The organism is Arthrobacter ginsengisoli (assembly GCF_031456935.1).
In the GTDB taxonomy this organism is placed as follows: domain Bacteria; phylum Actinomycetota; class Actinomycetes; order Actinomycetales; family Micrococcaceae; genus Arthrobacter; species Arthrobacter ginsengisoli.
Genome location: NZ_JAVDVQ010000020.1, coordinates 39,371 through 54,815, shown reverse-complemented (window position 1 = coordinate 54,815; position 15,445 = coordinate 39,371). Strand labels below are relative to the sequence as shown.

The following is a 15,445-nucleotide window of genomic DNA, read 5'->3' as shown; positions in this document are numbered from 1 at the left end:
GCGCGTTGGCGTGCGCTTTCTGGTAGTCGGCCCAAGCTCGAAATCAACCCGGCGGGTGACGGGGCCCATGAGCCAATTCTTGTTGCCGGGCCAGCGGAAGGTTGATCTTGGCCCCTTGATGCGGGCGGGCCAGGGGCGCATCGGGGGAGCGCCCCGTTGAGTGTGTGTACGAGCGTATCCTGATCTCATCCGCAACTCGTTGAGATCAATTCGATCCCGAACTCAACATGAATTAGGAGAATTTGGGCAGCAATGCATGGCTGCCCTGGCCGTTCACGTTGGAAGGCTTGTGCGCTGGAACATTTGGCCTGCTCTCGGCCGTCAACTTCCCGCAACTGCCGGGTCTTCAAACGTTCGGGGGACCAACAGCGGCTACGGCGGCTTCGAGCTGACCAAGGCCGGTCAACCGGCTACAGCCTGACCCGCCGGCACCCTGCCACCGAGGGGGCGCCATCACGACGACGGCGCCCCTCACCAGCACCGAAGGAGTGACCCGCCATGGGCGTGTACACGACCACCAATCCGGCCACCGGCGAAACGGTCAAAACGTTCCCGGAAATTTCGGACGCCGAGCTGCAGGACCTGATCACGCGCAGCGAAGCGGCGTACCGCTCCTGGCGAACCACCTCCCTGGACCATCGCCGTGCCGTTCTGACCCGGGCCGCCGAGATCCACCGGGAGCGGGGACAAGAGCTCGCCGCGCTGCTGACCTTGGAGATGGGCAAGCCCGCCGCCCAGGCGAAGGGCGAGGTCGCCCTGGTTGCCTCGATCTACCAGTACTACGCCGACCACGTTGAGGAGTTCATGGCCGATGAGCACCTCCAGATCTCCGGTCCGGGCACCGCCGTGGTCCGGACCGAACCGACCGGCCCGCTCGTGGGCATCATGCCGTGGAACTACCCCTACTACCAGGTGGCGCGCTTCGCTGCCCCGAACATCGCCCTGGGCAACACCATCATCCTCAAGCACGCCCGCAACTGCCCCCAGTCGGCCCTGGCCATTGAGCAGGTGTTGACCGAGGCCGGGCTGCCGGATGGGGTGTACCTCAACGCTTTCATCTCCTCCTCCCAGGTGGCCGACGCCATCGCCGATCCACGGATCCAGGGCGTCTCCCTGACGGGGTCGGAGAAGGCCGGCGCCGCCGTCGCCGAGGTGGCCGGACGCAACCTGACGAAGTGCGTGCTGGAACTGGGCGGCTCGGATCCGTTCATCGTCCTGGATGATGCGGACCTGGACACCGCAGCGAAGGCCGCCGCTGCCAGCCGGCTCACCAACGCGGGCCAGGCCTGCACCGCGTCCAAGCGCTTCCTGGTGCAGTCCGGCGTGTACGACGAGTTCGTCCGCAAGTTCGTTGAGCAGGCGGCCTCGTGGACTCCGGGAGACCCCACGAGCAGCGACACCAAACTCGGGCCCCTCTCCTCGGAGTCTGCGGCCGAGGAACTGGACGAGCTCGTGGCGGGTGCAGTTTCCCAGGGCGCCGAAGTCCTGCTCGGCGGCGGCAGGACGGATGAGGACGGCGCCTACTACCGGCCCACCATCCTGGGCGGTGTCACCCCCGGGATGCGCGTCTACAGCGAGGAACTCTTCGGCCCGGCCGGCGTCGTCTACCCCTTCGAGACCCTCGAGGACGCGGTCGAGCTGGCCAACGACTCCCCGTACGGGCTGTCCTCCAGCGTGTTCACCAGCGACGACGAGAAGGCCCAGCAGATCGCGGCGTCCCTGGAGACCGGCATGGTGTGGATCAACAGCACCAGCAAGACCGCCCCGGACCTGCCCTTCGGCGGTGTCAAGCGCTCCGGCTTCGGTCGGGAACTGGCCCGCTTCGGCTTCAACGAGTTCGCCAACAAGAAGCTTGTGCGGAACCCACGCGCCTGAGCTCAACGGCAGACGACACGAAACGGCGGAGCCGGTTCAACAACACCGATGCCCTGCCACTCGCGAACGCCTCTGCCCGGCCCGGAGAACTGGACGGCCGACCAATACTGGTGGAGGCGCTTGCATTCCCAGCGTGACGGCTATGGCACCCATTCGTTGCCGGAGCGGACGCCCGTGCAGCACGTCGTCACGTTATCGTTGGTCCAAACACATCTGACCAGGAGGACGCATGCCGTACATCGTTGACTTCGTGAACGTTTCTACCGTTGGGCTGGAATCGTCTCCTGTCGCCGGGGCGCTGGCCGGGTTGCGAGCCAACGAGGCCCGCTATTACCGGAACAAGTACGACCACGTCTTCACAGTGAGTCCTGCCAGCGAGGTTCCGGAAGTGGTTGACCGGGTGAGCCGCATCCTCAGGGAAGAGCGCGACATCGTCATCGGCTCCCGCCCGCTCGAATCGACCGCCTTCGAAGTGGACGGGTTGCGGATGGCCTACGTGTTCTACGAGTCGGGGCTGTCGATCAACGTCATGTACAGCATCGAGGACGGCGGGAAGCGGGCGGTCGGATTCAAACTGGCCGAAGGCATGGACATTCCGGACGAACTGGCCTCGCGCTTCAAGTTCGCCCGCCAGAAGTCGAAGCTCGCAGGCGTTATCCGCGGCTCCTACTTCGTGATCAAGGGCGAGTACTGACCAGTTGACGTTCCGCGCCCCGCGTTTGGTTCCGGACCGGGTCGGGGTTTCCGGGTGCGGGTCCTTCCCGGTGATAAATTGGTAACCGTGACCACTGCCGAGAACGAAGAATGGGCTGAACCTCGTCGTCAAGTGCCTGTTCCCCCGCGCACGCCAGCGCAAAGGCAGTCCCTGCGTGAGGTGCAAAAACAGGTCACCCGCGAGCGGCTGATCGAGTCGGCCGCGGAGGAATTCCGGAGCCGAGGCTTCAATGAGACGACGGCGGAGAACATTGCGAGCTCAGCCGGTGCCAGCCGCGCCACGTTCTACGTCTACTTCCGGACCAAGGCGGAAATCGTTGCCGAGCTGATGCGGCGCAGCCAGTCCGACGTGATGGCGGCCTATCGCCGGTTGGACGACATGGAAGCTCCGGACCAGGCGGGCATCCTCGACTGGCTGGACGAAACCATCATGCTGTGGCGGGAGCGTGCAAGCGATTTCAATACCATGGAGCAGGCGCTGGCAAACGATGACCTGGTGACCGAGACATGGTTGACCATCCTCGGCGACACCTACAAAGTCATGCCGAAGACCTTTGCCCGCTACACGGATCCCGTGCAGCACGAACGCGCGCGGCTGCATTTGCTGACGCTCCAGATGGCGTTGGACCGGACCATGTTCTTTACGATCCTTCGCGGCAGGCCGTTGGACATGGAGCTGCTCAAGGACGTGCTGGCCATGCAGTGGCTGGCTTTCGTCCGTGGTGACGCCGCCGCAGGCTAAGCAACAGAACCAACGCAGAGGCGCCGGACCATAGTGTCCGGCGCCTCTGCGTTGGCTCAACTGCAGTGACTCATGTCAGTGAAGGCGGCTGCCTCAGTGGCTGGCCACCTCGGTCAAGTGGACACGCTTGGAGAGGGCGAACGCCGCAATGATCGCCACTACCGAGACGATTGCCGCGGTCAGGAAGCCGGTGGCGTAGTTTTCGGCCGGCGGAAGCGGCGCCGCGGGCGTCGTGTTCAGGCCGATGATGGCGGCGTAGACCGCTGTTCCGATTGCTGATGCGGACAGCGCAATCCCCACGTAAATGGAGGCGGTGCCGGCGCCCTTCCCGGGCGGCGCTTCGGCGGCGATGATCGAGACGGCAATGGTCAGCACCGTGGTGTACGCGATGCCGTAGAACAGGATGCCGACGACGACGGCCCAGAGCTGGGTGTGCATGAAGTACAGCCAGACAAACGACAGCATCAGGAGGAACGCACCGGCGGCCAGGGGGCCGCGCGGCGGAACGCGGTGGAGCAGCCGCGGGATCACCGTGGAGACCACAATCCCGGCCACCGTCATCGGGATGAAGAGGAACCCGGCCGTCAGGGGATTCAGTCCGAACCCATAACCCGCCAGCTCGGCAGGGGTCAGGGCCCAGCCCATCACGAAGTTGAACATCATGATTCCTGCGATGCCAAGCGTGACGAAGACGGCGTACGCAGGCATCAGCCGCGTGCTGAGCAGCAGGGAGATGTCAACCAGCGGCTGCTTGCTGCGGGATTCGGCGAAGAGCGCCAGGCCAAGGCCCACAACGCCGGCGATTACCCAGGTCAGGGTGGCAGGGGAGGTGAAACCCCAGGCCGGGCTCTGGCTCAGGCCGATGCAGATGGCGGTCAGGGAGAAGCCGAGCAGGGTGACGCCGGCGACGTCGATGCGCTTGCTCTTGCCCCGGTTGCGCAGCGTGGCGTCGGAGTCCGAGCCCCACAGCAGCATTCCGATCATGCTCAGGACTGTCAGGGCGGCGCCGATCCAGAACGCATGGCGCCACGTCGCGCCGACGACCACCATGAGCCCGCCCACGCCAAAGCCCAGCGTGACGCCGACGGCCTGGCCGCCGGCGATGATGCCGATGGCCCTTTTGCGGTCGAAGTTGCTGAGGCGGTCGTTCATGATGCCGACCACCAGCGCCTGCCCGGCCATGATGCCGGTCAGTGCGCGGCCAATCACCAGGACGGTGAAATCGGTGGCGAGTGCTGACATTACGTAGCCCACGAAGATGCCCACGATGCAGATGATCATCACCTTGCGGTGGCCGAAAACGTCGCCGGCCTTCGACAGGAGCGCGATGGAGGCGGCCCCCATCAGGAGCGTGGCGAGGAGGGCCCAGGAGACCTGGGACGGAGTGAGGCCGAGGTCCATGCTCATGGACTTGTAGAGCGGGATTGCCATCATGGCGCCCACTTCGTTGAGCATCTGCAGGCCGGAGAACGTCACGGCCATCAGCATGCCGGCGCGCTTCCAGGGGAGCTTTCGCTGCGCATCCGGCAGTTCTGCAGGGGCCAGTTGGACGGCCGGGGAGCCCGTCATTGGAACTGTCATGCTTCTCCTTTGAAGAGAGGCCCGGGGGCCTCGAAAAGTTCTGTCTCTGCTGATTCCCCGCAGCCGCAGGCTCCAGGGCGAAGAGCCGGGAAGCGACATCGGAAGTGGACCGGCCATGTGACCGCGCTCACGGGGATGGAAGAAGCAGACCACATTGACTGGACAGTTGTCTACTAAATCCACAAATGCATTTTTTCTTTCATCATGTCCAGCCATTCGCTGGACATGTGTCCAGTGAACTGCAACACTGGTGTCCGACATCACAGTTCATCGGCCGCCCGCGGGCGGACAGCAGAAAGGCACAACGTCGTGACACTTGAAGGAAAAGTTGCATTCATTACCGGAGCTGCCTCCGGAATCGGCCTCGCCACCGCAAAGGCTTTCGCCGACGCAGGCGCCCGGGTGGTGGGCGCGGACATGTCCGACGAGGCGTTGTCCCGCGAGTTCTCCGCCATCCCCGGCTCACTCGCCATCGCGCTGGACGTCACCAGCAGCGCGGCGGTCAACGATGCCTTTGGCAAACTCGACGCAGAATTCGGCCGCCTGGACGTGGTCATCAACGCGGCCGGCATCAACGCGCCGTCCAAGGCCGCCAACGACAAACTCGTTGACACCAACGTCCAAGCCTTCCGGGCAGCACGCGACGGCGAGGAGTTCTTCCCCGACTTCCTCGGCGACATCACAGACGATGACTTCCGCCGGGTCCTGGAGGTCAACCTGTTCGGGCCCTTTTACGTCATGCGGGCGGCCGCGCCGCTGCTCAAGCGCACCGGCGGCGGCGCAATCGTCAACGTCTCCAGCTCGGCAGCCCTGCTCGGCGTCCCGATGCCGCTGTACTACCCGGCATCCAAGGCCGGCGTCCTCGGCATGACCAGGGCAGCGGCCGCCGAACTTGCCCCCTTCAACATCACGGTCAACGCGATCGCGCCCGGCGCGGTGGACACACCGCTGTTCCGCCAGCAGCCCGAGGAAATCACCGGAATGCTGATCGGCATGCAGCCCATCAAACGCCCCGCCACACCGGAGGAGATCGCCGCCACGATGGTGTTCCTCTCGAGTGCAGCAGGCGCCTACTACACCGGGCAGACCCTCTCGCCGTCGGGTGGCCTCCACATGTAGGACCGCCGCCGCGCACCGCAGCAGCCTGCCGCCGTCGTCCTCGAACGCACGACGGCGGGCTGCCGCCACCCCCTTCATCCCCCCTTACGCCAGGCATACAGGAGCAGGACCATGACCCACGGACTCAACGCCGAGACCATCGGCCTTCTAGAGCAGACCATCCGCAACGACATCAGCGCCGGCGACTACGACGGCGCCCGCATCATCGTGGCCCGCCACGGCGAAATCGCACTGGACGCCACGCTCGGCTGGGCGGACCGCGCCGCCGGCCGCGCCATGGAACCGGACAGCATCTTCCGCGTGCTGTCGCTGACCAAGGCCTTCACCAACGCCCTGGTGTACCAGGCCATCGGCGAAGGACGGCTCGCCCTGAGCACCCGGGTGGTGGACATCATTCCCGAGTTCTACGGCAGCGACCGGTTCCGCGCCGGGCGCAAGGACCGCGTCAACCTGGCCCACCTGATGACCCACCGCTCCGGGATGCCTGCCACGCCCGAACCGCTCCCGAACGCGCAGCTGGGCAACCTTAAAGACGTCATTGCCGCCATCTGCGAACTCGACGTGGTCCACGAGCCCGGCACCAACCTCACCTACTCGCCCGCGGTCAACCATGCCCTGATGGGCGAGATGCTCCGCAGGGTCTACGGCGCCGACTCCTTCCGGGACCTGGCCAACAAGAACCTCTTCGGGCCGCTCGGCCTCAAGGACACTCGGTTCGGACCGCTGGCGGACTGGAAGGACCGGATGGTCCCGCTCAAGGCCTACATCCCCGACTCCGGCTGGCTCTCGGCCAAGGACATTGAGGTCCTCGACGAGGTCATCAACGAGGATGCCGAGATGCCATGGGTGGGTTCCGCCAGCAGCGCTGCCGACGTCTTCACCTTCGCCGAAATGATCCGCCGCAACGGCGCCCATGAGGGCCGCCAGCTGATCGCGCCCGCCGTGCTGGACGCGGCCACCACCCTGCAGACCGGGGACATGACCAATGACCTGTACGCCATGATTGCCCGCATGCGCGGCTGGGAAGAACCGCCCGGAAACTTCGGCCTGGGCTTCTCCCTGAGCGGAACCGGTACCCACCCGTCCTTCTTCGGCCCCTTCACCAGCCCGCGGACCCACGGGAACTACGGTGCTGGATCCACGCTGTTCTGGATCGACCCGGAACGGGACATGACGTTTGTCTGCCTGACCGCCGGCGTAATGGACGAGGGCGACAACGTCCTGCGCTTCCAGAAGCTCTCCACCATCGCCGCCTCCGCGGTCCTCTAACACTTCTTCCTCCTGGAGCACACCATGTCCATCAACACCATCGCCCCTGCCCACCCCGGCCCGCTTGCCCCCGGCTTCGACGCCATGGGCGACGACTACTACCGCGACCCCGCCCGGCATTTCGCCGACGTCCGCGAGGGCCGGCCAGCCTTCTTCTATCCCTACCTCAACGCATGGATCATCACCCGGCGCGCCGATGCGGAAACCATCCTGCCCGACTGGCAGAAGTTCTCCAGCGCCAGCAACGGCGGACTGATCCCGGTACCCGAGGCCTACCAGGAGATCATGCCGGCGGAGCTGATCTCCCGGATTCTCGTAGGGTCTGATCCTGCCGGGCACACGATTGCCCGGCGCGTTGCGCAGAAAGCCTTCCTGCAGGACCGGATGGAAGCGCTGCGGCCCGAGATCGAAGACCGCGCACACCGCATCATCGACAGGTTCGAGGCGGAGGGGCAGGCCAACCTGATGGACGCCTACTGCCTGGAGCTCACCACGCAGACGCTCCTTGCGCTGATGGGGCTCGGCCCGGAATTCGATTCCATGATGCGCGGCCTGCGGGACGATTTCTTCCAGGTGCTCGCCAGCGCCCAGGAAAAGCTCGAAGAGCCGCGCCGCTCGGCAGTGTGGAACAGCTACGTCTCGGCTCAGCTGACCCTGCGGCATATTGTCCGCGAACGGCGTGACAGCCAGGCCGACGACCTCATTTCCGTGATGGCCCGGGACAAGGACCGGGACGGCAACTGGTCCCTTTCCGAGGAACAGATTGCCCTGCACCTGAGTGAATTTGCCGCTGCCGGCACCGACACCACCGCCCAGGCGATGGCAAATGCGGTGATCTTCCTCAACGAGACACCGGCCGCGCTCGCTGACGCGCTGGACGAGCCAGAGCTCTGGCAGCGCGTTTTTGACGAGACAGTCAGGCGACGCCCGTCATCGACGTTTGCTTCCCGCCGCGCCAACGTGGATGTGACCATCGGCGACGCCGACATCAAGGCCGGCGAGATGATCTGGATCGCCCTGGCCAGTGTTAACACGGACCCGGACTACTATGACCGGCCCTTCGAGTTCGACATCCACCGCGAAGACGCCCGCGACCACCTGGCGTTCACCAAGGGACGGCACACGTGCCTTGGCCAGCCGCTGGCCCGCGCCCAGGGGTCCACCGGCCTGAAAGTGCTCTTCGACCGGCTGCCCAGCCTGCGCCCGGCCAAGGACTGGGGCCTGGACTTCGTCCGGATGGCGCTGCTGCCGGTCCGCCGGAGCCTGGACGTGCAGTGGGACGTTGCACCCAAGGCGCCGCAGCACGCCGTCGAACTGCCCGAAGATCCGAACGCGACCCTGGAACTGACGGTGCGGGAGCGCCGGGAGGAGTCAGACGGCGTCGTGTCCCTGACGCTCGTTGACCCGGCCGGCCGGCCCCTCCCGGCCTGGCACCCCGGCGCGCATATCGACGTCCACGTTGACGGGCTGGTCCGGCAGTACTCCCTCTGTTCACCCGGAAGTGACCAGGGAAGCTGGCGCATCGGCGTGCTCAAGGAAGCCAACGGCCGCGGCGGGTCGCTGGCCATCCACAACACCGTGCAGACCGGGACGGCCCTCACCGTCAGCCAGCCGCGGAACAACTTTGTGCTCCAGCCTTCCCTGAACTACGTCTTTATCGCCGGTGGAATCGGCATCACACCCATCATGGCGATGGTGGAGCAGGCCGATCGCGAGGGTGCCGACTGGAGCCTTGTCTATGGCGGCCGCTCACGGGCAACGATGGCATTCCTGGAGGAGCTCGGGGACTTTGGTGACAGGGTCCGGTTCGTTCCGGAAGACACGGACGGCCGGGTGGACTTCACCTCCCTGCTGAAGGACGTCCGGCCCGACACCCTGATCTACTGCTGCGGCCCCGAACCGCTGCTGAACGTGGTCGAAGGTGCCTCGGCGCACTGGCCGTCCGGCAGCCTCCATGTGGAACGCTTCGTGCCGAAGCAGATCGACGCCAGCGGCGACGTCGCCTTCGAGGTCGAATTCGTGGACAGCGGCGTCACGCTGACCATCCCGGCGGACAAATCCATCCTCGAAGTTGCCCAGGCGGCGGGGCTGCCCGCTCTGTCCTCCTGCAGCGAGGGGACCTGCGGGACCTGCGAAACTCCGGTCATTTCGGGTACGCCCGACCACCGGGACTCCATCCTGACGGACGACGAGAAGGTCAGCTGCGACAGCATGTTCATCTGCGTCTCGCGCTCCCAGGGCGGCTGCCCGCTGAAGCTCGGACTCTGAGCCATGGACACGGAGCAGCTCCCGCTTGGTGCCCCGGTGCTACGCTGGGGCATCAAACGGAGCTTCATCAGCTATCTGTCCCGCCTTCCCGACGGCAGCGTCTCAGCGGAAGCGGGGGCATCGATCGTCAGCGGGAGCTACTTCCAGTTTGAGCCCGACGGCGGCGGGTCGGCAGATCTGGCACCGGCGGGCGTCCGCAAGTTCAAGGGCCAGGTGCGGCTCAGCGGCCACCACGGCATGATGAGCCTGTTTGTGGCCGATCCCTGGCTTGAATTCGGTGCCGACGGCGCCGTGCTGAGCGTGGAAGACCCGCAGCAGCCGCCCGGCAGCGGCGGCCGGCTGGAGCTGCTCCGGCTGGCCGTGCCAGGCGCGCTGGACGTTGCCGGGACGGAATGGACGGAACTGCCGACACAATTGGCACCCGCCGCCGTCGAGCTCTTCAACGGCCAGTACGCGGCCGGGGAGGAAATGGATCCCGTGTTCCTGGGACCGGCCGTGCCGGGCGGTTGATGTCAGGGCGCGTCAGTGCCCGTCCTGATGCGCACACCCTTGGCGCGGGGACCGAGGAGGACCTCCGCGAAGGTCGCGGCCACCTCGGTCAGCCCGCGCTGGGCGCTCCACATGGCGACGGCGTGCAGCGGCGGCAGCGGCGGCTCCAGCTGGCGGGTCACGACGGTGGTCTTGGCGATCTGTTGGATCTCCGGGGGCATGATGCTGATGCCCATGTCGGCCGCGACCAGCGGGAGCGTGGTCTGCAGGCTGGTGACGGTTTTCAGCCTCGGCAGAGACAAGCCGTTCGCCAGCCAGTAGTCCACCAGCAGCTCGGTGATGCCCGGCACCCGGATGTTCGGCGCCGGCAGCAGCCAGGTCTCATTCATCAAGTCTGCCAGGGCCACCGGCTTGGGTGCCTCCCGGAAGCGGGTGGGCAGCACCGAGGACAGCGACATCTTTGAGATCGGTTCAATCACCACATCGTCCTGGTACATGGTGCGCAGCCGGTCCGGCGCCCCGGTGGCCACAATGGCCACGTCAAGGGCTCCGGAGCGGATGCCCTCAATTACCGTGCCGGGTTCCACATCGCTCAGGGTGACATCCGCGTGGGGCGACAGCTCGCGGAAGCGTGCCAGGACCCGGGGCAGGTAGGCCCAGGCGAACGGCAGGATGACCGCGAGGTGAAGGGTGCCGCTGAGCCCTTTTCCCTGGCGGCTGAGCTCACGGGCGAGCTGGTCGGTTTCGTCCACCAGCCGGCTGCCTTTCTGCAGCAGGAGCTCGCCGGCCTTGGTGGGCACAATTCCGCGGGCGGTGCGTTCGAGGAGTTTCACGCCGAGTTCCTCTTCGAGGTTCTTCAGCGCCGCGCTGAGCGGGGGCTGGGTCATCTGCAGCACCTTGGCCGCCTTGGAGATGGATCCTTGCCGGGTGATCTCCAGAAAGTACCGGATGTGCCTAATGTCCATATCCAAAGTGTATATCTCGCCGTTGTGATTTCTGTGAAACATATGGCTAGCGTGCATTCGGCGCCCTACGGTGGTGACCAAGCAGTGATACCAATCACACGACGAAAGCAAGGAGGCTGCATCGTGAGCGTTGATGCCAATACTCGGATCCCCAGCGATGACTGGAACCCCATTAAGGTGACCGACTACCCGGCCGAGTACGACAGGCTGCGTGCCGAGCGGCCGCTGGCCTTCACCAGCGACTACGACGGCTTTTACGGATTCATGCGCTACACCGATGTCCAAAAGGGCTCCCGGGACTGGCGAACGTACACCAGCGGCCAGCCGTTCCTGGAGTTCCCTGAGTTCATGCGTTCCATCCCGATCCAGGAAAATCCGCCCACACACACCTTTTTCCGGAAGTTCCTGGCACAGTACTTCACCGCGGAGCGGGTGGCGATGCTGGTTCCCGATATCGAAGACCTGGTGGCCAGGAACCTGGACCCGCTGATCACCGCCGGTGAAGCAGACATGATCGAACAGTTTGGCATCATCGTTCCCCAGCAGGTTCTCGCCAAATTCATGCTGCTCCCGGACGACGCCTGGGAAACAATGGCCGATAGTTTGGCCAAGGCTGACGCCGTCCGCCACGACATCGCGGCGATGCGGGAAATCAACAAAAATCTTTGGAACCCCACCGTGGAAGCCCTCATCGAGGACCGGCGGGCCAACCCGCAGGACCCGGCCATCGACATCATGACCGGCGTGTTGGAACTCATGCCCGAAGGCCGGTCTGTGACGCAGGAGGAAGCCGTTGCCATCGGGGTGCAGATCTTCTCGGCAGGCGCGGACACCACCACGGCGGCGATCGGTTCCATCCTGTCCTACCTCGGCAGCCACCCGAAGGACCAGGCCGAGCTGCGACGCAGGCCCGAGCTCGTGGACAGTGCCATCGAAGAAATCCTGCGGCTGGCGCCGCCACTGCACCACACCGGCCGGAAGGCCACGAAGGACGTTGAGGCCTTCGGTACGGTCATCCCCGAAGGCGCCAAGGTGGGCCTCAACGTGTTTTCGGCCAACCGGGACGAGGACAAGTTCGTCCGGGGCAACGAGTACATCGCGGACCGCTCGCCCAACCCGCACCTGACGTTCGGGCACGGCCCGCACCAGTGCATGGGCTCACCGATTGCCCGCGCCGAACTCCAGGCCATGCTCCGGCAGATCCTGGCCAAGACCAGCAACTTTGTCCTGTCCGCCCAGCCCGTCTCCAACGGCCGGCCGCTGCGCACCGGCTGGACATCCGTGCCCATCCGCTTCGAGAAGTAAGGAAGACCACCATGACATCGGAAACGATGATCCGGCCGGCCGCAACGCTCACCCGACAGCCGCTCCAGGTCAGGGCGAAGCGCACGGCATCCGACGGCGTCGTCGAACTGGAACTGGTCCACCCGGACGGAGCAGCGCTCCCCGGCTGGCAGCCCGGTGCCCACATCGAGCTTCACCTGCCCTCCGGACTGTCCCGCCAGTACTCCCTCTGCGGGAACCCGGACGACACCTCAAGCTACCGCCTCGGGATCCTGAGCGCACCGGCAAGCCGCGGCGGATCCAGCTACGTACATGTTGGCCTGGCCGAGAACGACATCCTGGAGGTCTCCGGCCCACGGAACAACTTCGAGCTCGTTCTGGCTCCCGAATACCACTTCATCGCCGCCGGCATCGGTGTCACACCCATGATGCCCATGCTTGAGGAAGCCGAACGGCAGGGAGCCGGCTGGAAACTGACCTACATGGGGCGCTCGCGGTCCTCCATGGCCTTCTGGCAGGAACTCGCGGACAAGTACCCCGGCCGGATCGACATCCGCCCCGATGACGAGTTCGGTTTCCCGGACCTGGGCGCCCTTCTCGGGGATCCGCGGGACGGCGTCAAAATCTATGCCTGCGGCCCCGAAGGCCTGCTTCGCGCCCTCGAAGGAATCTGCGCGGCCTGGCCTGCCGGCACATTGCACCTGGAACGGTTCGCGCCCAAAGAACCTGCAGCGGCCCCGGCCCCGGCCATCTCCTTCCGGGTCAAACTCGCCCTCAGCGGTATGGAACTTGAGGTCCCGGCCGGCCGCAGCATCGTAGAGGTGGCCGAGCAAGCCGGCGCGCCGGTCATCTTCTCCTGCATGGAAGGCACCTGCGGCACCTGCGAAACCCGCATCCTGTGCGGCGAGGCCGACCACCGCGACTCCATCCTCAGCGACGAGGAAAAAGCCGCCAACGAGATGATGATGATCTGCGTCTCGCGGTCCAAGTCCGACGTCCTTGAACTCGAACTCTAGAAAGCCCGGAGACACACTGTGAGCACTGAACTGCAGAAACCTGAACAGCAGAAACCCGTCCTGATTGTCGGTGCCGGACCCGTGGGCATCCTCAACGCCCTGGGCCTGGCCCGGGCCGGCGTGCCGGTCCGCGTCTTCGAACGGGCCAGTACCGTGGCCAACGCGCCCCGCGCGATGGTCTACCACTGGTCCGTCCTGGACGGGCTGGAGCGGCTCGGGCTATTCGAGGACGCCGTGGCCCGCGGCTTCCTGAAGCAGGACTATACGTACAAGGTGCACAAGACCGGCGAAGAGATCAACTATGGACTCAAGTCGCTCGAAGGACGGGTCAAGCACCCCTACAACCTGCACCTCGGCCAGAACGCACTGGTTGAAATCGCCCTGGAACACCTGTCACGCTTTCCCCACGCCGAAGTGCTCTGGGACCACAAGTTCACCGGCGTGGACCAGGGCCCGGACTCCGTCACCGCACACTTCGCCACCCCGCAGGGAACCACCGCAGTTGACGGTTGCTGGCTGATCGGTGCCGACGGTGCCCGTAGCAGGGTCCGCGAAAGCCAGGGGATCGCCTTTGAAGGCATCACCTGGCCTGAACGCTTTGTGGCCACGAACATCCGCTACCCTTTCGAAGCGGCCGGCTACAGCCAGACCACCATGCTGATCGATGACCGCTTCGGCGCCATCATCACCAAAATCGACAACAGCGGCGACGCCGGGCTGTGGCGCTACACCTACTGCGAGGACGCAGCACTGCCCGAGGACGGCATCGAAGAACGCATGCCGGACTTCTTCGCCTCGATTGTGCGCGATCCCGAAAACGTGGTGGTGGACGCGTACTCGCCGTACAGCATGCACCAGCGCGCGGCAGCAACCTTCCGTGCCGGCCGGGTGCTGCTGGCCGGTGACGCGGCGCACGCCACCAACCCCACCGGCGGGCTCGGCCTGACCAGCGGGCTGTTCGACACCTACGTCCTCTCCGAGGCGCTCGCCGCCGTCGTCACGGGCGAAGCACCGGAAACGGTGTTGGACGAGTACGCCACAGAGCGCCGCCGTGTCTTCGTCGACATCGTGAATCCCGCCGCGAGCAACAACAAGCGGCTTGTGTACCACTCCTCTGATGAGGCCCGGCTGGAAGAAGACCTGACCGTGCTGCGGCGGCTGCCCGTGGATGAGGATGCCGTGGTCCAGCGCCTGATGTTCCCCAAGAGCCTGGAAACCCGTTCGCTGATCGGAGCGTGGTAACGATGGCGGGCATCACCGAATTCAGCGGCAAGACCGCCGTGGTTACTGGCGGCGCAAGCGGCATCGGCTTCGCCATGGCACGGCGCTTCCTGGAAGAAGGCATGCGGGTGGCCATTGCCGACGTCGAACAGTCCGCGCTGGACACCGCCGTGCGGGAGCTCTCCGCTTTCGGCGATGTGATGGGCAAGCGGACAGACGTCCGCAGCGTCGGGGACCTCGAGGCGCTCGCCGAGGCGGTGCTGGGCACCTACGGCCGGATCGACGTCGTCTGCAACAACGCCGGTGTGGAAACGGGCGGGAGCTTCCTGAGCATTCCGGAAGAGGCCTGGCGCTGGGTGATGAATGTGAACTTCTTCGGTGTCCTCAACGGCTGCCGGGTGTTCCTGCCGCTCCTGGAGGCCGGCGGCGGGGGACACATCGTCAACACCGCCTCGGTGGCCGCGTTCAGTTCAGGCACGGCAACCATGACGCCGTACTGTGCCTCCAAGTTCGCCGTCCTGGGCATGAGCGAATCACTCGAGGTGGAACTGCGGACCGCCGGCAGCCCCGTGGGTGTTTCGCTGCTGGCGCCGGGCCCGGTCAAGACAAGGATGGTCGACGCAGAGCGGAACCGCCCGGCCGACGTGCCCCTGGCCACCGAGCCCGGGAGGGTGGCGGTGATGGAGCGGCTGGCCGCTACCACCGCAGAGGTGGGGATGGACCCGGCCGAGGTGGCCGGGCAGGTGCTTGACGCGATCCGCACCAACACCTTCTTCGTCCTGACGCACCCGGAGATGGCCCAGGCCGGCGTGCAGCGGAGGCTGGACTGGATGGCCACAGGAACCCCGCCGCCCGCACGCCAAGCCGGAAAGTAATCCCCAACTACCGTTCAACGAGGAACA

General features: G+C 65.6%; 13 protein-coding genes. 11 read left to right on the top strand and 2 right to left on the bottom strand.

Features of this window, described 5'->3' with window-relative positions:
* The first annotated feature begins 498 nt into the window (after window positions 1-498).
* The 3 genes from J2X01_RS17645 to J2X01_RS17635 all read left to right on the top strand — a co-directional run bounded on the left by J2X01_RS17645 (window position 499) and on the right by J2X01_RS17635 (window position 3,331).
* Entirely contained in the window at window positions 499-1,875 is a 1,377-nt protein-coding gene (locus tag J2X01_RS17645) for an NAD-dependent succinate-semialdehyde dehydrogenase (protein ID WP_310060420.1), read from the top strand.
* 229 nt (window positions 1,876-2,104) lie between these two features.
* Complete coding sequence (locus J2X01_RS17640; protein ID WP_310060417.1) at window positions 2,105-2,569, top strand: DUF8821 family protein; 465 nt, start codon at window positions 2,105-2,107, stop codon at window positions 2,567-2,569.
* An 87-nt stretch (window positions 2,570-2,656) separates the two neighbouring features.
* Window positions 2,657-3,331 (top strand): helix-turn-helix domain-containing protein, encoded by a 675-nt coding sequence (locus tag J2X01_RS17635; protein WP_310060414.1) that lies wholly within the window; start codon window positions 2,657-2,659, stop codon window positions 3,329-3,331.
* A 93-nt stretch (window positions 3,332-3,424) separates the two neighbouring features.
* Here J2X01_RS17635 and J2X01_RS17630 read toward each other — a convergent pair whose 3' ends face one another.
* Window positions 3,425-4,912, bottom strand: a complete 1,488-nt coding sequence (locus J2X01_RS17630; RefSeq protein ID WP_310060411.1) for an MFS transporter — start codon at window positions 4,910-4,912, stop codon at window positions 3,425-3,427.
* Between the two features lie 309 nt (window positions 4,913-5,221).
* On the opposite strand from J2X01_RS17630, the gene J2X01_RS17625 reads away from it, so the two are divergent.
* The 4 genes from J2X01_RS17625 (at window position 5,222) to J2X01_RS17610 (ending at window position 10,078) form a co-directional block, all read left to right on the top strand.
* Window positions 5,222-6,031 carry an SDR family NAD(P)-dependent oxidoreductase gene (locus tag J2X01_RS17625; RefSeq protein ID WP_310060408.1) on the top strand — a complete coding sequence of 270 codons (810 nt, stop codon included), beginning with the start codon at window positions 5,222-5,224 and terminating at the stop codon, window positions 6,029-6,031.
* Window positions 6,032-6,142: 111 nt separating this feature from the next.
* Window positions 6,143-7,300 carry a serine hydrolase domain-containing protein gene (locus J2X01_RS17620; protein WP_310060405.1) on the top strand — a complete coding sequence of 386 codons (1,158 nt, stop codon included), beginning with the start codon at window positions 6,143-6,145 and terminating at the stop codon, window positions 7,298-7,300.
* Between the two features lie 24 nt (window positions 7,301-7,324).
* Window positions 7,325-9,568, top strand: a complete 2,244-nt coding sequence (locus J2X01_RS17615) for a cytochrome P450 (RefSeq protein WP_310060402.1) — start codon at window positions 7,325-7,327, stop codon at window positions 9,566-9,568.
* Between the two features lie 3 nt (window positions 9,569-9,571).
* Window positions 9,572-10,078 (top strand): HtaA domain-containing protein, encoded by a 507-nt coding sequence (locus J2X01_RS17610; protein ID WP_310060399.1) that lies wholly within the window; start codon window positions 9,572-9,574, stop codon window positions 10,076-10,078.
* Between the two features lie 2 nt (window positions 10,079-10,080).
* Here the strand turns inward: J2X01_RS17610 and J2X01_RS17605 are convergent, their stop codons facing one another.
* Window positions 10,081-11,022: a LysR family transcriptional regulator gene (locus J2X01_RS17605; RefSeq protein ID WP_310060396.1), complete on the bottom strand. Its 942-nt coding sequence runs from the start codon at window positions 11,020-11,022 to the stop codon at window positions 10,081-10,083.
* 123 nt (window positions 11,023-11,145) lie between these two features.
* Here J2X01_RS17605 and J2X01_RS17600 point away from each other — a divergent pair, with 123 nt between their 5' ends.
* From J2X01_RS17600 to J2X01_RS17585, 4 genes are read left to right on the top strand one after another with little or no spacing between them, the layout of a single operon-like run.
* The gene (locus J2X01_RS17600) at window positions 11,146-12,327 is read left to right on the top strand and encodes a cytochrome P450 (protein WP_310060393.1); all 1,182 of its coding nucleotides are present in this window, start codon (window positions 11,146-11,148) and stop codon (window positions 12,325-12,327) included.
* An 11-nt stretch (window positions 12,328-12,338) separates the two neighbouring features.
* Window positions 12,339-13,322: a PDR/VanB family oxidoreductase gene (locus tag J2X01_RS17595; protein ID WP_310060390.1), complete on the top strand. Its 984-nt coding sequence runs from the start codon at window positions 12,339-12,341 to the stop codon at window positions 13,320-13,322.
* Between the two features lie 18 nt (window positions 13,323-13,340).
* Complete coding sequence (locus tag J2X01_RS17590) at window positions 13,341-14,564, top strand: FAD-dependent oxidoreductase (protein ID WP_310060388.1); 1,224 nt, start codon at window positions 13,341-13,343, stop codon at window positions 14,562-14,564.
* A gap of 2 nt (window positions 14,565-14,566) precedes the next feature.
* Window positions 14,567-15,418 (top strand): SDR family NAD(P)-dependent oxidoreductase, encoded by an 852-nt coding sequence (locus J2X01_RS17585; protein WP_310060386.1) that lies wholly within the window; start codon window positions 14,567-14,569, stop codon window positions 15,416-15,418.
* The last annotated feature ends 27 nt before the right edge of the window (window positions 15,419-15,445 follow it).